15 protein-coding genes are annotated in these 20,090 nt (G+C 42.1%); 5 read left to right on the plus strand and 10 right to left on the minus strand.

Annotation, left to right across the window (positions count from 1 at the left end; genetic code table 11):
- Positions 1-24: 24 nt before the first annotated feature.
- The 8 genes from BHC43_RS06560 to BHC43_RS06590 all read right to left on the minus strand — a co-directional run bounded on the left by BHC43_RS06560 (position 25) and on the right by BHC43_RS06590 (position 9,554).
- The gene (locus BHC43_RS06560) at positions 25-1,422 is read right to left on the minus strand and encodes a DHA2 family efflux MFS transporter permease subunit (RefSeq protein WP_100139994.1); all 1,398 of its coding nucleotides are present in this window, start codon (positions 1,420-1,422) and stop codon (positions 25-27) included.
- A 517-nt stretch (positions 1,423-1,939) separates the two neighbouring features.
- Positions 1,940-2,686 (minus strand): PhnD/SsuA/transferrin family substrate-binding protein, encoded by a 747-nt coding sequence (locus BHC43_RS06565; RefSeq protein ID WP_100139996.1) that lies wholly within the window; start codon positions 2,684-2,686, stop codon positions 1,940-1,942.
- A 1-nt stretch (position 2,687) separates the two neighbouring features.
- The gene (locus tag BHC43_RS06570) at positions 2,688-3,191 is read right to left on the minus strand and encodes a PAS domain-containing protein (RefSeq protein WP_257377996.1); all 504 of its coding nucleotides are present in this window, start codon (positions 3,189-3,191) and stop codon (positions 2,688-2,690) included.
- Positions 3,192-3,623: 432 nt separating this feature from the next.
- Positions 3,624-3,986, minus strand: a complete 363-nt coding sequence (locus tag BHC43_RS06575) for a roadblock/LC7 domain-containing protein (RefSeq protein ID WP_100139998.1) — start codon at positions 3,984-3,986, stop codon at positions 3,624-3,626.
- A gap of 869 nt (positions 3,987-4,855) precedes the next feature.
- Complete coding sequence (locus BHC43_RS06580) at positions 4,856-6,841, minus strand: DNA topoisomerase IV subunit B (protein ID WP_100156859.1); 1,986 nt, start codon at positions 6,839-6,841, stop codon at positions 4,856-4,858.
- A 126-nt stretch (positions 6,842-6,967) separates the two neighbouring features.
- Complete coding sequence (locus BHC43_RS06585; RefSeq protein WP_100140001.1) at positions 6,968-7,507, minus strand: RNA pyrophosphohydrolase; 540 nt, start codon at positions 7,505-7,507, stop codon at positions 6,968-6,970.
- Between the two features lie 283 nt (positions 7,508-7,790).
- The gene (locus tag BHC43_RS10720) at positions 7,791-7,934 is read right to left on the minus strand and encodes a hypothetical protein (RefSeq protein ID WP_180295874.1); all 144 of its coding nucleotides are present in this window, start codon (positions 7,932-7,934) and stop codon (positions 7,791-7,793) included.
- A 285-nt stretch (positions 7,935-8,219) separates the two neighbouring features.
- Positions 8,220-9,554 (minus strand): DEAD/DEAH box helicase, encoded by a 1,335-nt coding sequence (locus tag BHC43_RS06590; protein ID WP_100140002.1) that lies wholly within the window; start codon positions 9,552-9,554, stop codon positions 8,220-8,222.
- Between the two features lie 416 nt (positions 9,555-9,970).
- Here BHC43_RS06590 and BHC43_RS06595 point away from each other — a divergent pair, with 416 nt between their 5' ends.
- From BHC43_RS06595 to hisC, 5 genes are all read left to right on the plus strand, one after another.
- Positions 9,971-10,918 carry a class I SAM-dependent methyltransferase gene (locus tag BHC43_RS06595; RefSeq protein WP_100140004.1) on the plus strand — a complete coding sequence of 316 codons (948 nt, stop codon included), beginning with the start codon at positions 9,971-9,973 and terminating at the stop codon, positions 10,916-10,918.
- A gap of 68 nt (positions 10,919-10,986) precedes the next feature.
- Positions 10,987-11,562, plus strand: coding sequence for an RICIN domain-containing protein (locus tag BHC43_RS06600; protein WP_144078746.1), 576 nt, complete (start codon positions 10,987-10,989; stop codon positions 11,560-11,562).
- Positions 11,563-12,016: 454 nt separating this feature from the next.
- Positions 12,017-13,201: a 5-(carboxyamino)imidazole ribonucleotide synthase gene (locus tag BHC43_RS06605; RefSeq protein WP_100156861.1), complete on the plus strand. Its 1,185-nt coding sequence runs from the start codon at positions 12,017-12,019 to the stop codon at positions 13,199-13,201.
- A 24-nt stretch (positions 13,202-13,225) separates the two neighbouring features.
- A complete protein-coding gene (locus BHC43_RS06610) occupies positions 13,226-14,770 on the plus strand; it encodes a SulP family inorganic anion transporter (protein WP_100156862.1) in 1,545 nt (514 codons plus the stop codon).
- A gap of 81 nt (positions 14,771-14,851) precedes the next feature.
- Positions 14,852-15,913: a histidinol-phosphate transaminase gene (gene hisC / locus BHC43_RS06615; RefSeq protein ID WP_100156863.1), complete on the plus strand. Its 1,062-nt coding sequence runs from the start codon at positions 14,852-14,854 to the stop codon at positions 15,911-15,913.
- Between the two features lie 62 nt (positions 15,914-15,975).
- Here the strand turns inward: hisC and BHC43_RS06620 are convergent, their stop codons facing one another.
- Positions 15,976-16,950: an FAD:protein FMN transferase gene (locus BHC43_RS06620; RefSeq protein WP_100156864.1), complete on the minus strand. Its 975-nt coding sequence runs from the start codon at positions 16,948-16,950 to the stop codon at positions 15,976-15,978.
- A gap of 26 nt (positions 16,951-16,976) precedes the next feature.
- Complete coding sequence (locus BHC43_RS06625; RefSeq protein ID WP_100156865.1) at positions 16,977-19,754, minus strand: flavocytochrome c; 2,778 nt, start codon at positions 19,752-19,754, stop codon at positions 16,977-16,979.
- Positions 19,755-20,090 lie beyond the last annotated feature (336 nt).

Here is a 20,090-nt window from a genome sequence, read left to right on the forward strand (position 1 = left end):
AAAAAATAAAACGTTATTATTAATTTATTTTTCTCTGGTAAGTAGATTATCACCATCGGTAGGATGCAGACGAGCGAATATCCAGCTGGAAAGCAGGGTAAAGACGCCCAAAATAATGAAAGTGACGCGAAAGGCACTTGTGATATTTTGATGAATAAAGCTGGCTCGGCTAAGGTTTTGTAAAAGTAAGGCACCGATCGCGATACCAAAACTTAAGGCAAGCTGCTGATTAACTGCCATTAGGCTAGTACCACTGCTTACTTGATTAGGCCGCAAATCAGCCAGTGTAATGGTATTCATACCGGTAAACTGTAATGAATTACAAGCGCCGAGTACGCACAGATGAAGCAAAATAAGCCATTGTGGGGTAGCAGCACTGATAAATGCCAGAGACATTATAAGTATGCCGATGATACGAGTGTTCCATGCTAATGTGTTGCGGTAGCCGAAATGGTTCATTAATGGTTTCAGGAAAGGTTTGGCGAATATTGCAGCCAGTGCCAACGGCATCAGTAGCCAACCTGAATTGACCGCATCGTAGCTGAATGCAACCTGAAACAGTAAGGGTAATAATAAAGGTAAAGCACTCATACCCAAACGACTAACAAGGTTACCGGCCAATCCGAGACGAAACGTGCGTACCAGTATCAGATGAGGTGGATACAAAGCGCGGTTGTTCTGGCGTGCATGTGCTAAATAGGCAAATAATGCACCAATTCCGGCAGCTGCCATCATACAGCCGAAAAGAATGTTATTTGCGTGAGACATGGTTTCAAAGGTCAGAGTCATGCAAAATGCGGACGCAGAGAATAAAAAGAAACCCAATCCGTCAAAATAATTAGCCGGCCGGTTAAAATCGGGCATGATGTACCATGTGACCAGTAATCCCAGCAGACCAATTGGTACGTTTAATAAAAAAATCCAGTGCCAGCTCATATAGACGACCAGATAACCACCAATAATCGGACCTAATACTGGGCCGATAAGTGCTGGCATAATGGCATAATTCATAACGGTAATCAGTTTAGAGCGGTCATAGGCTTGCATCATGGTTAATCGTGCTACAGGCGTAAGCATGGCACCACCTAATCCTTGAATAATCCTAGCTAATACCAGCAGGGGTAAATTGTTGCTGGCTGCACAGAGTACTGAACCGATAATAAATATGACCATTGATCCCATGAAGAGCTTGCGGGTACCTAATTTGTCCGATAAAAAGCCTGACAACGGCATCATGATGGCCAGCGTCAGTGCATAGGCAATAATTGCCGATTGCATATTCAAAGGCGATTGGCCTAAATCTGCAGCCATAGAAGGCAGAGCAGTATTCAGGATGGTGGCATCCAGCTGCTGCATGAAAATTGCTATTGCTAGTAATATAGGCAAATAGCGTGAAGGTTTTGTTGTGCTAATGGTAGCCATTGAAGCTGTTGATAACGATTATGATTTAATCCATTATAACAGAATCATGTTGTGTTCCATTAGGCAGCATTGATACATTATCAGTTGGGTATGCCAGTATGTTGCTATGAATTATGGCTGGTAAAAGCTTTACTGCTGTCTAATATTGATGAGCTCAGATATTGATGTTGATTATTTTCAATTGATTGGTTTTATATCTATATTTAAATGTTCAAGTTATTAATAGAAAATAATTTTATTTATTTCAGATTTTTTTTCAAAAAATATATGTGTTGATTGTATTATTAGAAAAAAATGAAAGTGTTAATTTTAAATTTCACCTAACTATATTTATGAAATTATAAAATAAGGGAATTATTACACTTGATAAGTAGGTGAAAAAAATATATTTCTATTCAGTATATTTGAAAGATAAAGTAGTCGATAACTATATTATTATCTTTTCTGATTAGAGGAATTCGGCAGCCAAAAATTAAACCGTATAGGTGGTATCCTATACGGTTTATTCCAAGCTTGATTACTTGCGCATGGTGTCTACAACGTCAATCATGAATTCCATTTCTTCTTCTGATAATGCAGTAAAGCCTTCAGGGAAGTTTAATGCTTTTACAATATTGGCGCCATCGGCGTCATCGGCCATTTTACAAAGCACATCTTTCAGAAGTTCAGCGTTGGAAACTGCATCAGGATGATACAGCATAACGTGTGATACTTCGTTAATACGGCTCTTCAATAATACTTTCAGCTGATCTTTGGTGACTGAGTTGAAGCTATCATATACATCAGATTGGATAATTCCCACTTTTGCATGATGCCGAATTACACCAGAGGCAACCATAAGGAAATTATCTTTGCGTTTGATAACTAGTTCATCATCACTCAGATTAGCTGGTTCTAGCAGGCGTAACCCAATGAAATTAGCATCTTCATTATTTGAAAGAGCTAATTCTACAGTTCCTTTCAGATCTTCAATTGCATTGATGTCTGAATCAGCGGCTGCAACGATAACAATTTCGTCTGATTTATTTTTAGGTCTAACGAGCGGTAAATAACCTTGTTCACGTACGTAAGTACCAGCAGCAAAAGGGTTAACAAAAAGCATAGATACTTTTTCTTTTTCCTGATGAGCTGTGACTTCATCAAACGAAGGAGGCATGATCAGTGAAATACTCTGATCGCTTTTCTTTTGAAGGTAGTTATTGAGCAGATACCAGGTACTGAATTGGTCAGGCAAATAATCAGGTACAACCATTAAACTTAGCATATTATTTTCCTTCCTGTTCAGATTTCAGCATTTCTGCATACTTCGCGCTCATTTCATTTACTTTTTCGCGGCTCGGTTTGCGACGGATTGAGCTATAGCCGATAACTTTGCCCTGACGCAGGTTGGGAATAACAGTTGCATATACCCAGTAATGACCACCGTCTTTACGCAGGTTTTTGACATAGCCATACCAGCGTTCATTTCTTTGCAAGGTAGCCCACATGTCGGCAAACGGTGCTTTTGGCATATCTGGGTGACGTAAGAGGCAGTGCGGTGCGCCGATAATTTCATCACGGGTCCAACCACTGATATCAACAAATACATCATTGGCATGTGTGATGATGCCGTCAAGATCAGTACGGGATACAATCAGTGCGCCATCAGGATAGGGAAATTCCTGATTGGTAACATATACTGTGGATTCCCCTTCTTGCTGATAATGTTTGATTTTATACTCTGTAGATTCGCTTTGAGGTTTTGGCTGAATCCAACGACTCATATCCATGTTAATTTGTCCTTCAATTTGGTTTAATCTGGTGAAGAATGAGTGTGCTTAATGTAAGCATTTCAGTGTTATTATGTTTTTGTAGCAGCTCTTTCTGTTTTGGTGTTATACGTCAATTGCTGCAGAAAACTTCTGAATATGCTTTTCGGGGGCAGAGTAATCTTCGCCCGATAATTATATGCTATGCTTTAATCTAAAGGATGCTTAAAGATATTAAACTTTCTGTCATACAGTAAAACCGGTTTTTGCTTATATGAATTTGCCTGACAGCGATCAATCCTGTTTATGAAACTGGATTTAAAACAATACTGAAAGATTAAACCAAAATTTCAGTGTTGTGCTGATTACAAAAACCGTTTTGGATAAATCGTCTATTTTGCATGTACGGAATTTAATTAGGCATGGCACATTTCAGGTTAAGCAGACTGAATATTAACCAAAATGATCAGCCAGTTCTTTCAATGCACGTTTAGCTTCAAACAGAATCAAACCTAATTTGGCTTCATGTGTTGTGGTGATGGTTAACAAGATGGCTTCAGATGCCTGAAACAGCAGCATATAGCCTTTATCTGTATGAATAATAGTGTTATCCAAAGAACCTTTTAATACTTCTTTAGCAGAGCGGTTACCCAATGAAAGTAATGCCGCAGCCATGGCGCCGATTCGGTCTTCATCCATGCCACTTTGCAGTGCTGAGGCGATTGGCAGACCGTCAGTAGAAATAACAGCAGAAGATGTAATGTCAGGTGTACTGTTTAGTGTTTTTAATACGCCTTCGATGAAATCATATTTCATGAAAATTCCTCTAAAATTGACTGTAACCGTGTTAATTATAAAGATGGGTGAATTTTTTTGCAAAAAAATGTTATTAAATTTTATCAATTATCTTTATAGATAATTCTTATTTTTATTTACGATGCATTTTTTTTCTGATTTGACGTTGTATTGAAAGTAATATTCTGCAGTATTTGTTCAGTCTATTTTATCGGTCTTCAGAAACTATTTTTTATTATAACATTATTCTAAATATGGACAGAATGCTGGATAGCTAAAAGAACATTCATTTGATTTAAATCAATATCCGTTTTGACTTATAGTTCAATTTTGAGTTGTGTGACTACTTTGTAGAAATATAAATTTACATATCTAGTTAGCAAATGGCTTACGACTTTGTTTGCCATATTTTAATTAAATTAATATTAAATAAAATTTATGTTCATTTATTTCAATGATTTGGTTTTTAGAGTTTGCTTTACATTCTAGTTAGGGTATGTGTTTATATAGTTTGTGACTCTTGATTTGGTTATGCTGTGAGATGTTTTAATTTTGCTGGATTTTGTACTGATTTAAATTCTAAAGTTTTGGGTAGATTTAGTCTGTATTGCATGAAGGCTCTTGCTATACAGCATTTGTTTTAAGTTTTTTATTCGTGATGTAAGTTGATAATTGTTGAACAAGCTAATTATATTATTTTTACTATTAGCTTAATTCTTATAAATAAATAAAATAAGCATTGATACGTATTTAACCATATAAATGTAACTACAGGTTGTTATTTGTTAAAAACCTGTAGTTACATTTATATAAAACTTCATTGCTTACGGATATGCTTTGATACAGAGTCTTATGTATTTAGGTCAAGTCGATATTGGTTATATGGTTCATTATATATCGGTTTCTACTTTGTCTCCTTCTGCTTCCATCCATACGCGTCTGGATGCTGCTTCTCCTTTGCCCATTAGTTTAACAAAGATGTTGCGGGTTTCGTTGCTGTCTTCTTCTCTAATCTGTACTTGTAAAAGGCAACGGGTATCGGGGTTCATGGTGGTGTCTTTAAGCTGATCTGGATTCATTTCTCCCAGACCTTTAAATCGACTGATACTGTAGGCACTTTCTTTAACCTTTTCGCTTTGCAGTCGATCCAGAATGGCATCTAGTTCTGCCTGATCCTGTGCATAAAGTTTACGCGCTGGTTTATTTTTACCCTGTGCGTTGACATCCACTCTGAATAGAGGCGGCTGGGCTACGTAGATGTGTCCTGCATCAATCAGACGGGGAAAGTGGGTATAAAAGAGGGTAAGTAGTAGTACTTGAATGTGAGCACCGTCTACGTCGGCATCGGATAATATGGCGATTTTGCCGTAGCGAAGGCCGGATAAATCTGGATTATCATTTTTTCCGTGTGGGTCAACGCCAATGGCTACAGAAATATCGTGAATTTCTGCATTGCCAAATAACTGATCGCGATGAATTTCGAAGCTGTTTAATACTTTGCCACGTAAGGGCAGAATGGCTTGGGTATTTTTATCTCTAGCCAGTTTGGCAGAACCACCGGCAGAATCTCCTTCAACCAGAAATAGTTCATTTTCACGTATATCTTCACTTTCACAGTCTGTAAGTTTACCTGGCAAGACGGCTACACCGGATCCTTTTTTCTTTTCTATTTTTTTGGTTGAGCGCATGCGAGCCTGTGCTTGACGAATGGCCAGTTCGGCTATTTTTTTTCCAGTGTCGATATTTTGGTTCAGCCAGAGCTCTAGCGGGTCGCTGCACATAGCTGCAACCAGTTTAAGTGCATCACGGCTGGTGAGTTTGTCTTTGGTTTGTCCCTGAAATTGTGGATCCAGCAGACGGGCGGATAATACAAAAGCGACGCGGGAAAATACATCATCTGATTGGAGTTTTACACCGCGTGGCAGCAGGTTATGGTGGTTAATGAAATTATTGACGGCGTGAAAGACGGCTTGTTTGAGACCTGCCTCATGTGTGCCGCCAAGAGCTGTAGGTATAAGGTTTACATAGCTTTCACTGGGTGCATTACCTTCTTCTACCCAGCTTAATGCATAAGCTGCACCTTCGCCTTGATTGAAATCTGTGTCATGGTTGGCGCCTAGATAGTTTTCACTAGCAAAGATAGGTGTAGCGGTCTGGCTATCTGAGAGGAGATTCAGTAAATAACTTTTTAGGCCATTCGGATAGTGCCAGTTTTGTATCTGTGCTTCATCTGTACCATTGATATACCGAGTAAGGGTGACACTGATGCCTGGCAGTAATACTGCTTTGGCACGCAATGTGCGTTCAAGTTCAGCTATGTTGTATTGTGGGTTGTCGAAGTAATGACCGTCTGGCCAGATGCGAACTTCTGTTCCACTATCTTTGGAGGCGCATTTGCCAATTTCTGTCAGCGGCTGAATAACTTCTCCAGCGGCAAAGACGATTTGATAAATTTTGCTGTTTCTTTTAACGGTGACTTCTAATCTGGTGGAGAGGGCGTTGGTAACGGAAACGCCGACACCATGTAGTCCGCCAGAAAAAGCGTAAGCACCATCACCACTTTTTTTGTTAAATTTACCACCCGCATGAAGCTGGGTAAAAACCAGTTCGACTACGGGTACCTGCTCAGTTGGATGTAATCCAGTTGGTATGCCTCTTCCATTATCCTTTACGGTTACTGAACCATCCTGATTTAGGATGACGTCGATGTTTTGTGCATAACCGCCAAGTGCTTCATCGGCAGCATTATCTATGACTTCCTGAATAATGTGGGTAGGGCTGTCGGTTCTGGTGTACATGCCCGGCCGTTCTTTAACTGGTGCCAGACCTTTGAGTACGGTTACGCTAGATTCATCGTAAGTTATGGATTTGCTCATAATTTATTTCAGACTGGTGGTATTGCCAATATAGAACAAATTACCGTAAAAAATTTATTTTTTCGGTAATTTGTTTCTGTTTTGTGCTGGGATCAGGCAGGTTAATGCCGGATGAACGAGCGGCTTTTATTCAGCCAGTGAATATTTATCATCGTGGTTCTGACGGTTTTGTACGAATTCAGCCCACTCCGGTAATTGATGCAGAAAACGTGACAATTCATGCAGTGCATTAAGATAGACATTGCGTTTGAATTCTATCACTTCATCTACTGGTGCCCAGTACTGGTGCCAGCGCCATGCGTCAAATTCGGGATGGTGGGTGGCACGCAGGTGGATATCACTCTCCCGTCCGGTCAGACGCAGCAGATACCATATCTGTTTTTGTCCCTTATAGGAACCTCGCCATTCGCGTTTAATCCAATGTGTGGGAACGTCATAACGCAACCAGTCACGTGTGCGCCCAATGATTTTGACATGATGTGGCAATAGGCCTACTTCTTCCATCAATTCGCGATACATGGCAGCTTCGGGACTTTCTCCCGGTTTGATACCACCTTGTGGAAACTGCCAAGAATGTTCGTGTACCCGTTTGCCCCAGAAAACCTCATTACGGTCGTTGGTGATGATTATCCCGACATTGGGGCGATAACCTTCTCTGTCTAACATGGTAGTTCGCCCGATAAATAAACCGAATTTTCGCACAAATCGAGATAGGAAACCAGTTAGGATTGTTTGATGAAGAGACTGGGCTATTTGTTTAATTAAATGCTATTGGTATTTTTGTTGGTTTTATATTTTAAATGATTTATCAAACAAGAGCGAAGTAGGTAATATGTTATGTTGATTGTATATTGCAATAGAGTCAGTATTGTATAAATTGATTATCTGGATAATTATAAATCAAGCCATATTTGGTCAATATGGCTTGTTGTGTATTACTTAAGAACCATTACTGGTGCACAGTTTCCAATAGAATAATGTTTTTTTCGTTTTCTTCTGGAATCTGCTCTTTTGTATTAACCGGCTGAGCGTGCTGGTAAAAAGCAGCACGTTTGGCTGCCTGAAAAATTTGTAATCTTCGACGATGTTGCATAGTTAAATCCTTTCTCGCTTGTCGGTGTTGTGCACCAACTGTTGTCATTAATACTGGTTTTGCAGGTGCTGCTATAAGGTGACAATGCTTATGCCTGCCTAAATATTATTATTGTGCTTTTAAATAGTTTTTGTTTTGTTATAAGAATATATTAGATATAACAAAAATTTGCAAGACAGTAAAGATGTTCTGTTTGATGATAAAAAACAGATATGGTCTGAACTTAATGATTTTGAAGTTATCAGGCAGCAAAAGCTGCCCGATAAATGTGTAGATAATTAAAAATTAATGCTTTGGTTGGCTGTTGCTGCTACGTCTATTTTGCTGATTGCTGCCCTGACGTCCTGCTTGGTTGCTTTGGCGTGAACGGTTGGGCTGCTGCTCATTATTATGGCGACGGCCGGCATTCCAGTTGCCGCTTTTGCCTTGGTTGCCAAATGAACGACGACCTTTATTGGCAAATTTACTAGAACGCTTGCGAGTAGGTTCCATGCCACTGATGGTATGTTCAGGCAGTTTTCGATTGAGGTAGCGTTCTATTTTGTGTACTTTGATATACTCGTTCACTTCAGCAAAAGTGATGGCCAAACCGGTACGACCTGCACGGCCGGTACGACCTATGCGGTGTACATAATCTTCCGCCTGTTTGGGGAGGTCGTAATTGATTACATGCGTAATAGTAGGTACATCAATGCCTCGTGCAGCTACGTCTGTAGCGACCAGAATTTTAATTCGGCCTTTGCGTAAATCCATCAAGGTGCGGTTTCGCCAGCCCTGAGGCATATCTCCATGCAGACAGTTAGCAGAAAAACCTTTTTCGTATAGTTCGTCAGCCAGTTGTTCGGACATAGCTTTGGTGGCGGTAAAGATTACTGCTTGATCGATACTGGTATCACGTAACAAATGATCTAGCAGGCGATTTTTATGACGAATATCGTCACAATATAGTAATTGTTCATCGATTTTGCCTTGTTTTTCTTCACGGGCAATATCAATTTTCTGAGGCTGGTTGGTCAGCTTCTGCGCCAGTTTGCCGACCATGCCATCCCATGTGGCTGAGAATAACAGGGTTTGACGTTCGGCAGGAGTGGCTGCGACGATGGTTTCGATGTCATCAATAAAACCCATGTCTAGCATGCGGTCTGCTTCGTCCAGAATAAGGACTTCCAAGCGGCCAAAATCGATGCGTCCCTGACGCATGTGATCCATTAATCGTCCAGGAGTAGCTACGATCAGGTCAATGGGACGTGCTAAGGCTCGGATTTGTTGTCCGAAGGCGGTGCCGCCCACTAAAGTAACTGTGCGCAGCCAAGGCATATTTTTGCCGTATATCTGAGCATTTTTTTCAACTTGCTGGGCAAGTTCACGTGTGGGTGTTAATACCAGTGCCCGCGGGCCTTTGCCGGATTTTTCGCTGCGTTTAAGTAATTTTTGTAGCGTTGGCAAAAGAAAAGCAGCTGTTTTGCCTGAACCAGTCTGTGCAGAAACCATTACATCCTGATTATTAAGAACAGCGGGAATGGATTCCAGCTGTACGGGAGTTGGGGTTTCGTATCCGGCGGCGGTAAGTGCGCTGGTAATCTGTTTGTCTAAATGTAAATCTGAAAATGACAATGTCATGATTTTCCTTTGGTTAAACGACCAACCAAACGTGATAATCTAGTTTATCTTGTTGAAAATAGATTACTGGAAACTGTTGCTAGCTTAAGCCAAGGAGGAAAATAATATAAAGATAGCAATTGGTTGTCGTTAGCTTGTGTGTGGATATTTTATACATCGGCGACAACCAAGTAACGAAAGCAAAGCTGCGGCTATTGGTAGATGGCGTTACATCATAAAAAAAGATTCTGGGTACGCCGGAATTAACTCAGGTTGTAAACGATGGCTTCAAATTATTCGTTAAATTATAAGTTATTTCGGGTTTTTTAGCAACCTGATGACTAAATGGTTGTTTTAAATGCGCTGGGGATATGGTGGTTTTTTCCGTTACAATGTGGGTATTAGGTTGTTTATGGCAGATATGTAAAGTTTTATTTATGAGTAATGATATAGGTGCTTTTGCGAACCGTCTGGGTAAGAATATTAAACATTTGCGTAAGTGGGCTCAGCGTCAGGGGCTGGAGGCATGGCGGATGTACGACCGTGATATTCCTCAATATCCGTTTGCGGTGGATATTTATAAGGATCAGGTTCATTTGCAGGAATATGATACTGGCTGGCTGATGCAGAAGGCAGAGTATGAGGAATGGCTGGGTGGGGTGATAGAGGCGATAGAGTTCGTTACAGGACTGCCTGCAGACAATATTCATGTTAAAAGACGGGCGCGTCAGAAAGGTAAAGAGCAGTATGAAAAAACCGGTGCTGAAGGCACGGATTTTGTTATTCATGAATATGGACGTGCTTTTTGGGTAAATCTGGATAAGTATTTAGATACGGGTTTATTTATAGATCATCGTAATACTCGCAAGTTAATAGGTAATCTAGCTGAAGGTAAACGTTTTTTGAATTTGTTTGCCTATACGGGTAGTTTTACGGTTTATGCGGCCACTGGCGGAGCCATGTTAAGCGAGACAGTAGATTTGTCAAATACTTATCTGCAATGGGCGAAACGTAATTTTGAGCTAAATGGATTGGATAGTTTAAAGCATCAGATTGTGCGTGCTGATGTGTTCCTGTATCTGCAGCAGGCGGCTGAACTGAACAAGCAGTTTGATTTAATTGTAATGGATCCGCCAAGTTTTTCTAATAGTAAGAAAATGCGAGATATTCTTGATATTCAGCGGGATCAGGAGAAGTTGATTGATGGGGCGATGCATTTATTGGCGCCACAGGGAGTGTTGTTTTTCTCGAATAATCTGCGGAGTTTCACATTGAATGCTGGTTTGCTTCAACGCTATATCGTTCGGGATATTTCTGGAAATACTGTACCCGATGATTTTCGCAATACACGCATTCACCAGTGTTGGGAAATCAGACATTTATAATTTCTGGGATATGATTACGGGAGGTGATAATGATTGGCAATATACAAGTCAAGCAAATTTTGATATTGATGAGTATTCTGTGTTGTCCAGCTTTGACCCAAGCAGCGGTCATATATCATTCTGGCCATGGTGAGCGCGATATTATTGTTGATTTGCCTATTTCACGAACCACTACGATTAATAAAACGGTACATATTGATGCCCCGGCTGGCGCAACAGTAATTTATTCTGATACGCCCGTATATCCTGCTGCTCTGCCTTATCCAGATTATCCTGAAGTTTTACCTTATCCACCTGTTTATCCTGTTTCTTCCAGTATCAGCTTGCGTCCGCTCAATAGAGTGTGTTTACGTACGAAAAGCATGGCTTCGGTATGGCAGCCTGTTTTGCTTGAAACTTGTATGGCTGGAGAAATCAGTGAGGCTATGTATTTCCATCAGGGAAAAGTATGGCTGAACAATCGTTGCCTTGCTGTTAAAAATCATGATGTTGGAGTCGTTTCTTGTACACAAAGTAGAAGAAATAACTGGTTACTAACGGGACGCCAGCTTCGAGATAGGGATAGTAAATTATGTGTGGATGGGGCTAACGGCTCTTTGCAATTACAACCCTGTAGTGATGCTTTTAGTCAGCAATTTCATTAGAGCTATGAATAAATTGAAAACTGCTTAAATGTATTTTGGGTTTGTGGTGTCTAATAAGGTTGACTATTAATTGCTCTGTTATTCTAATTTTGAATTTAAATTTACGGATTGTAATTGGTCATTTGTGTTTGATTTTGTAATTATGAATTGAATTATGTTAACATAATTGAAGGTAATATTATATTTGGGTTTACTTAACTTTATTCTCTGATTGGTTAAGGTAATTTATTTAAAGAATTTTATTTTTTATAAAAAATTCTGATATTTGGCTGATATGAAGGTTTTTTGCAGTCTGCCTAGCTGCCAAGTTATTGTTTGGATAGTTTGTATATTGATTTGCTAACAGGTAAATTAGACACTGAGTAAATATAAGATCTCAATGCGGTTAGCTGTTTTGGCATAAGATTATTTTAAAATGATATTGTTTGTATTCTGAGGGTTGTTCTATACCATTATGTCTTGTTTTTCTTCCTGTATTCTGCCACCTTCAATGCTGGGCATTATGGGCGGTGGCCAGTTAGGAGCAATGTTTACAGTTGCTGCTAAAACAATGGGTTATCAGGTTATGGTATGGGATCCTGATCCTGAAGCTCCTGCTGCTCAATTTGCTGATGTGCATTTGTGCGCTGCTTTCGATGATTCTAAAGCTTTACAGGCTATGGCTGATTGTGCGGCGGTAACGACGGAATTTGAAAATGTCAATGCTCAGTCTATGCGCTGGTTGGCACAATATACATCTGTGTCTCCTTCTGGTGAATGTGTGGCCATTGCACAAGATAGGCAGCAGGAAAAGGAATGGATTGCTAAAGCTGGGCTGAAAACGGTACCTTATCGTGTTATTAGTGCCGAATCTGATATTGATAGCCATATTGAAGAATTATTACCAGGAATTTTGAAGACGGCGACGCTGGGCTATGATGGTAAAGGTCAGATAGCGGTTAGCACAATAGCTGAATTGAAGTCTGCTTTTGCTGAATTAGGGCAGGTGCGCTGTGTGCTGGAAAAAAAAGTAGATTTGCGTGCGGAAATTTCGGTGGTAGTGGCACGGCTTGATGAAAAGCACACGGTGTGTTTTCCGGTTGCAGAAAACCAGCATGAAAATGGTATTTTGGCATATTCGCTGGTGCCGGCTAGACTGCCTCTTTCAGTTTTACAGCAGGCTGAGCAGATGGCATGCCGGCTGGCTCAGGCCATGGAATATAGAGGGGTCATGGCAGTTGAGATGTTTGTTGTGGGCAGCAAGATGCAGCTGGTAGTGAATGAAGTGGCACCTCGGCCGCATAATTCAGGCCATTTTAGTATGGATGCTTGTATTTCGGATCAGTTTCAGCAACAGGTAAGGATAATGTGTGGTTTAAAACCGGCTGCTGCTGATTTGCTACAGCCTTGCTGTATGGCCAATATTCTTGGTGATGTCTGGCCTCCGCAAACTGAACCGAACTGGTCTGTCGTGCTGAATCATGCAACGGCATTTTTACATTTGTATGGTAAAAAACAAGTCCGTCCGAGTCGTAAGATGGGACATTTTACTGTTCTTGCGCAGGATTCTGAGCAGGCCTTGCAAATGGCTCGCGCTCTTCATCTGCGTTTGCAATCTGGCGCTCAAGAATTTTGTTCGACTGATGATAATTTATCCTGATGATTTGGGCTAAAGGATAATACCTTGGAACTGAAAAGCTTTAAGTGGCGGCCTTTTGTATGGCTGTCACATGGCTGGAAGATGCTGGGCTATGTTTTGCCGATGGCTCTTGCCTGTGCCGGTATCACCGGCTTGCCCATTTCTATGGCTCTGGCCAGCTTGTTGTGTGCGCTATTGTGCTGCCTTCTTTTTGGTGGCCGTAATAAAGTATTGCTGACGCCCGCACCGTTTTCAGCTTTGATGCTTACCGCATCGATAGCTTACTATGCCGGTGCGGTGTCGGATCGGCTTATGGTAGCGAGTATGCTGACTCTGTTTACTGGAGGCTGGTTAGTATTGCTGACAGTGATTCTGCCACGACATTGTATGAACTGGATTGCCCGTCCGGTATGGCACGGTATTGGAATGGGTATTTCCTTGACTTTGATGGTGATGCTGGCACCGATTATTCTTGGTGTAGCTGCTAATAATAGCTCATGGCTGGAGCAATGGGTGCTACTGCTAGACTGGCATAGCTGGAACTGGCCGAGCGTGGTGCTGGCTGCTCTTTCTCTTGCTTTACTGCTGTTTTGGCGAACGCAATCTCAGCCGAAAGCTTTGTGGGTGTTGCTGTTGGTATGGATGCTCAGCCATATCTGGCCGTTTACATTGCTGGGTGTGGCTACTCCGGTACAGCAAAACTGGCAAGTTTGGATGCAAGTGAGTCTAGTACATGCAGACTGGGCTTTACTGGTATTTATGAGTGCTACGATTGCATTGTTGATTAATGTAGAAATTTGCCAATATTTACCAGATCGTTTCCGGTACAGCACGGGCCTGACTGGTTTGACTAATATTCTGTCTGCGCTGACTGGCGGTATGGTGGCCAGTGTAGGTTATGTAGATGATCAGGCTCTGCGATTAACCCGTTCGACGTTGTTGACAGCGCTGGTGATATTGTTACTGATCTATTGCTGGTCATGGTGGCGTGCAATTCCGCTGCCAGTGCTGGCTGTGATTGCGCTTTATGCAATCTGCGTGCAGATAAACTGGAGTGAGTTGCGCTTGTATTATCGCCAATGGGGTGATTTGTTATGGTTGTGTGTTTCTGCACTGCTGATTGTGTTGTTTGGTATCTGTGCCGGTTTATGGCTGATTATTTCTTTAGGTTTGATTGTGATGTGCTGGCATACTATTCGTCTGCGAGCATGGCCGTTGTTGCTGCCAGAAGTGCAGATTGTAGTACAGGAAGCTGTTATTACGCTGCCACAGATTTTGCTGTTTGCTAATGCCAGTAGCTTACTCCATCGTAGTTTTGATTTGGTTCGGACATTGAAAGTACAGAAGGTTTATCTGGATGTGAGTGCAGGCTGTCATACTGATGTGACGGTATTTGTCCATTTGCAGGTGTTGGCACGTAAACTTCATCAGCAAGGTAAAACTTTATATATATGTGGTCTGAGTGAAGCGGCATGTATGGTGCTAACGGCTAAAAAATTGGATTATTTGCTGCCTGAGCAATTAAGTACGCGTGATGCTGAATCTTTATTGATCAACCCAAGCTATGCAGGTGATCCTGTAGCGGTATGAATTCGGTTGTGATACGGGGCAGGGTTGCGATTGTGTGGGTTTGTAAGTAACCAAGTTTTACAACAAAGGAATAGAAATATAATGAGTAAATTTTGGAGTGAGAATACTAAAAGGTTGCAGCCTTATGTGCCCGGAGAGCAGCCTAAATTTTCCAATCTGGTTAAACTCAACACCAATGAGAATCCATTTGCACCATCACCTTTGGTGTTGCAAGCAATGCATGACGCGGTAAATGGGGATTTGCGTTTATACCCTGATCCGAATGCAGATAATTTTAAACAGACAGTAGCAGACTACTATGGTTTGCAAAAATCGCAAGTGTTTGTGGGAAATGGCTCTGATGAGGTGCTGGCACACGCTTTTGCAGCTTTTTTTCAAGGTAAACAGCAGTTGTTGATGCCCGATATTAGCTATAGCTTTTATCCAGTGTATTGTCAGTTGTATGATGTGAAACCGCGTGTGATACCACTGGATGCGCAGTTTGCCATTAATTCGGCAGATTACACTGGGGCAGTGGCGGGTGTGATTTTTCCAAACCCGAATGCACCTACCGGCTGTATTCTACCGCTTGCAATGATTGAAAAGATATTGCAAGCTAATCCTGATTGTGTGGTGCTGGTAGATGAAGCTTATATTGATTTTGGTGGTGTCTCTGCGGTGAAGTTGATTGCAGATTATCCTAATCTACTCGTAGTGCAGACGCTATCTAAATCACGGTCGCTAGCTGGTATGCGAGTTGGTCTGGCATTGGGGCAGGCTGAATTGATTGAAGGGCTGGAGCGAGTAAAAAACAGTTTCAATTCCTATCCGCTGGATCGTGTGGCACAGGCGGCGGCTATTGCTGCCTTCAAGGATGATGGCTATTTTCGTACTACTTGTAAAAAAGTCATTGATAACCGTATCTGGCTGACTGAACAATTGCGGCAACTGGGTTTTGAAGTCTTACCTTCTTATGCTAATTTCGTATTTGCTTGTCACGTAGAAAAAGCTGCCGAGGAGATTGCTGTCTTTTTGCGCCAGCATGGTGTGGTGGTGCGCCATTTTCAACAAGCTAGGATTGATAATTTTTTGCGTATCAGTATTGGAACGGTTGAGCAACAGCAGCGGCTAATAACGGTGCTGAAAGAATTACTGATGAAATAATGATAATTAAAAATATTGATTTATTATTTGGGTATTGGCTATTTCAGGCAGTTCGCAGGAATTCAATTTAGTTCATATGAGCAAATTTGGTAATCATCTGCCAGTGATTTAAATTCGAAGTGCTGATTGGATTTGATGATTATTTTTTTGTCTTTGGTCACAAATATGGCACCCATATATTGATGTTTTTCTAATTCTTTTAGCCCTCGTTCTACTCCCAAGCCATATAGAATTGTGGAATAGATATCCCCAGTCAAGGAGTTGTCGGAAATGATGGTGACACTTTGCAGCTCATTGTCTAAAGGGTAGCCACTCTGAGGATCGATGATGTGGTGATACAGTTTTTCATTCAGGATGAAATAGCGTTCATAAATTCCAGATGTTACAACTGATTTATTTTGCACATGCAGAATTCCCAGCAGGCTGTCTGCGGCGGCAAACGGGCGTTTAAGTCCGATATGCCATTGCTGATTGCTGCTGAGGGGCGAGCTTCCAATGGTTAATACATTACCGCCACAGTTGATTATGGCCTGATGGATGCCATAGCTGGCTAATACCAATTTGGTTATATCTGCTATATAGCCTTTGGCAATGGCGCCTAAATCTATTTCCATGCCGGTTCTGGTCAGAAAAACAGTATGATTTTTTTCGTTTAGCTTTATTAGCTCAGGATTAGCAAGGGTCAGCCGCTGGGCAATTTCTTCAGCAGGCGGGACGCTGTGGCCGTTAAAACCGATTTTCCATAGTTTAACCAGTGGTCCAATGGCAAAGTTGAAACAGCTATGGGGGAGTAGGCTGGCCTGTTTGGCCTGACGGATTAAATCAAATACCAGTTTGCTGACTGCTACCGGCTGTGAGCCGGCAGCATGGTTGATGCTCATCACTTCTGAATGGTTTCTGTTAACCGTTAATCGTGTTTCCAAAGCTTGTATGGTTTGAAACACAGCTGACACAGCCGGCAGGTTTTCTACAAAAAGTTCTAGAGAAACTGTTGTTCCCATGAGCTGCTGGCTGTAGGTATGGCAGATTTCTGACATGGTGATGAGCAAAATAAAATCAATAATTATAGGTCTTTTGCATAGGCAGCTGCCTGATCACCAGCCTGAATACCAAAAATAATAATATCGGCAATGGCGTTTCCACCGATGCGGTTACCCCCGTGTACGCCACCAGCTACTTCGCCTGCTGCGTATGCCCCTTTAATAACTTGCGCATTGGTATCCAGTACTTCTGTATTGGTGTTGATAGTAACACCACCCATGGTATGGTGGATACCTGGTGCAATCGGAATTGCATAGAATGATGGCTGGTTTAAAGGATGGCGCATGCCGGTGGTGCGGCCGAAATCTTCGTCATGCTGCTGTTCGACAAAACGATTATAGCGTTCTACCGTATTGCTGAGGGTTTCGGGATTGATATCCAGTTTTTCTGCCAGTCCAACTAAAGAATCGGCCTGTACAGCCAGTCCTTTGCCGATGTAGGTATCTGCTGCTTTGTTTTCCTGACGTATTTGCTCATCGAATAATATATAAGCATAATGATCGGTAAGGGCGATGATACTGTTGGAAACTTTATCGCGTGTGTCTAGCTCGTTGACAAAGCGTTTGCCATGCCGTGATACCAGTATGGCACCACCGCCACGTATAGATTCTGAAATCAGATAGGCAGTTTTTTGTTCGACTGTGGGATGAATCTGTATTTCATTCATGTCAACGGTACCAGCGCCGATTTTCTGTAACAGGGCAATGCCTGAACCGGTAGCGCCTTTGTGGTTGGTGGTTACAAAATTTGCTAAGTCTGGTCGGTAATGTGTCACCATCTGCGCGTTGGCACCAAAACCACCTGTGGCAACGATGATTGCTTTGGTGCTGATGCGTTGTTCATTGCCATCTTCGTCATTCACTATTACTGCATTGATCCGTCCATCTTTTAGTTCGATATCGGTGACTGAGGTATCGAGCATCAGTTCGATACCGCGCTCATTGATGTTTTTCAATAAGCCGCTAATCAGAAATCCGCCTACGGCCGCACCATTATTCGGACGATGGGTGCGGTCTACGCTCATGCCGCCTGTGGTTGTTAGATTGTTTAAGCGGATTCCTTTTGCGTCCAGCCAATTGATAGCCGCAGGCGCATGTTCGACAAAGTAGTGTAATAGTTCAGGATTGTTTTTGTTTTTACCGCCTTTTAGAGTTTCGTTATAGAACCATTCTTTATGGTCGGTAATGCCTGCCTGTTGCTGGAACAGGGTTTCTGCGGCGTTCATGCCGGCTGAGGCTTTATTGGTATTGCCACCGGCAATTGGCATTTTTTCAATGATGACGACAGATGCACCTTTGTCGTAAGCTTCTATTGCTGCTGCCAGTCCGGCACCACCACTACCTACTACAACCACATCACAGGTTTTGTCGTCTCCATCACCGCCTTCAACAATGCTGGCTACTTTGTAGGAGGTGGAAATGGCTTTTGTTACAGCTTTTTTAAAGGCATCGCACTGTGATGTGGCTCCACTGATGGCATCGACATAGGGGCTGTTGGCAGCCAGAATCCGCTCTTTGATTTCGTTGAAATTGCGGACGGAAACATGGTCTAGCTCTTCGGCATTTATCAGTGACATATCTTTGATAAAGTCCTGTCCCAGCTCTACGTTGATAACGAATTTGTTTTCGTAGTCATCGCTGACCGTCTGCTGGTAGGTGCCGGCATGGAATTTTTTGGTGTTGATTTCTCGTACCATACTATGGATGAGCGGAAAGCGCCATAAGGGCTCGGGTATGCACAGCTCAGTACGCTGATCGCTATTCATGCACAGTTGTAAATCATCGTATTGCTGTATACGATCTGCCCAATCTGGATAGGCAACGCATGCTCGTCCTGCAGCTACCAAATCATAGCCGTGTGCCATGGCTGTCTCTGCATCAGCCTTGTTTACTACATTACCTACGCCGATTACGGGTACTTTAGCCAGCGCTGCTGAACGCTGTTGAATGTATTTGTCTATTAATGGTGTTTCGTCGTCATTATCAATGATGGATGGACGTAAAGTCGCAGCCATGGAGAAATGGACATAGTCAAGACCGGTTTGTGCTAGTTTATCTAGTAGAAACAAGGAATCTTCAAAAGTAATCCCGGGTACTTCCAGCTCTTCCGGTGAGAAGCGGTAACCAATGATAAATTCTTTATTTGCATGTTCTTGTGCCATTTGCCGGCTGATTTCTAGTACCGCTAGCGGGAAACGGGTACGATTTTCACGGCTACCACCCCATTTGTCTTGTCGCTGGTTGGCATGAGGTGAGAAAAACTGTTGAATCAAATAAGTATTGGCGCCATGAATTTCGATGCCATCGAAGCCTGCGGCTATGGCTCGTCTGGCGGCATCGCCGAATTTGATAATCATGTCTTCCACTTCACCTGCGCTCATAGCTACCGGTACTGTGGCATTTGGTCGAGGAATAGCGATGGCACTGGGTGCTTTTGGTGTTTGGCCGCCGATAAGCTGAGGTTCCACCATGCGTCCGCCATGATAGATTTGTATAATTGCTTTAGAACCTTGTTCTTTAATAGCCGCAGCAAGCAGGCTCAGACCTTCGATACAGTCGTCGTTATGTATGCCGATGGCGCCAGGAAAAGCCGGCCCCATGGTATCGACGAACCCGCATTCCACTATAACAGTTCCGATGCTGCCAGCTCTCTGGCGGTAATATTCAATTAGGTTGTCGGTAACCGTGCCATCATAGAATCCGCAGCAGGTTGTCATTGGTGCCATGACCAGCCGGTTTTTCAGAATGGCCCCGTTGGGTAGGGTAAGCGGATTATATAGTGGAGAAGATGGGGTATTCATACGCATTATCAGTTAATCAGAATCAGTCTAAAATTAGAAATAGGCGCATGGTAGCGTAAACCTTTGTACTCTTCTATTGAGCAAAAGTAGTATATATAACAATGGCATATATTAAAGATATTGTATTGATGATAATCAAAATTAGGCGGTTAATTCTGGTAAAACTAAGCTGATTTTTGCTATGTAGATGCTCTTTCAATAGTGCTGTATTTGTGTATTTGGAAGCGTGTTTTGAAGGTTAGAATGAACTTGGGTTGATATAAGCGGTTTGCTTTTAGGCTGACATATTTATGCGTTTGTACTTTTAGGTTTTATGGTTCAGAGATTAAGTTCGTT

It is taken from the genome of Snodgrassella alvi (assembly GCF_002777855.1).
GTDB lineage: Bacteria > Pseudomonadota > Gammaproteobacteria > Burkholderiales > Neisseriaceae > Snodgrassella > Snodgrassella alvi_E.

What these genes read in the sequence shown, in the direction of transcription:
- BHC43_RS06560 (WP_100139994.1), bottom strand. Translation starts at nt 1,422, where the DNA reads ATGGCTACCATTAGCACAACAAAACCTTCACGCTATTTGCCTATATTA.
- BHC43_RS06565 (WP_100139996.1), bottom strand. Translation starts at nt 2,686, where the DNA reads ATGCTAAGTTTAATGGTTGTACCTGATTATTTGCCTGACCAATTCAGT.
- BHC43_RS06570 (WP_257377996.1), bottom strand. Translation starts at nt 3,191, where the DNA reads ATGGATATGAGTCGTTGGATTCAGCCAAAACCTCAAAGCGAATCTACA.
- BHC43_RS06575 (WP_100139998.1), bottom strand. Translation starts at nt 3,986, where the DNA reads ATGAAATATGATTTCATCGAAGGCGTATTAAAAACACTAAACAGTACA.
- BHC43_RS06580 (WP_100156859.1), bottom strand. Translation starts at nt 6,841, where the DNA reads ATGAGCAAATCCATAACTTACGATGAATCTAGCGTAACCGTACTCAAA.
- BHC43_RS06585 (WP_100140001.1), bottom strand. Translation starts at nt 7,507, where the DNA reads ATGTTAGACAGAGAAGGTTATCGCCCCAATGTCGGGATAATCATCACC.
- BHC43_RS10720 (WP_180295874.1), bottom strand. Translation starts at nt 7,934, where the DNA reads ATGCAACATCGTCGAAGATTACAAATTTTTCAGGCAGCCAAACGTGCT.
- BHC43_RS06590 (WP_100140002.1), bottom strand. Translation starts at nt 9,554, where the DNA reads ATGACATTGTCATTTTCAGATTTACATTTAGACAAACAGATTACCAGC.
- BHC43_RS06595 (WP_100140004.1), top strand. Translation starts at nt 9,971, where the DNA reads ATGAGTAATGATATAGGTGCTTTTGCGAACCGTCTGGGTAAGAATATT.
- BHC43_RS06600 (WP_144078746.1), top strand. Translation starts at nt 10,987, where the DNA reads ATGAGTATTCTGTGTTGTCCAGCTTTGACCCAAGCAGCGGTCATATAT.
- BHC43_RS06605 (WP_100156861.1), top strand. Translation starts at nt 12,017, where the DNA reads ATGTCTTGTTTTTCTTCCTGTATTCTGCCACCTTCAATGCTGGGCATT.
- hisC (WP_100156863.1), top strand. Translation starts at nt 14,852, where the DNA reads ATGAGTAAATTTTGGAGTGAGAATACTAAAAGGTTGCAGCCTTATGTG.
- BHC43_RS06620 (WP_100156864.1), bottom strand. Translation starts at nt 16,950, where the DNA reads ATGTCAGAAATCTGCCATACCTACAGCCAGCAGCTCATGGGAACAACA.
- BHC43_RS06625 (WP_100156865.1), bottom strand. Translation starts at nt 19,754, where the DNA reads ATGAATACCCCATCTTCTCCACTATATAATCCGCTTACCCTACCCAAC.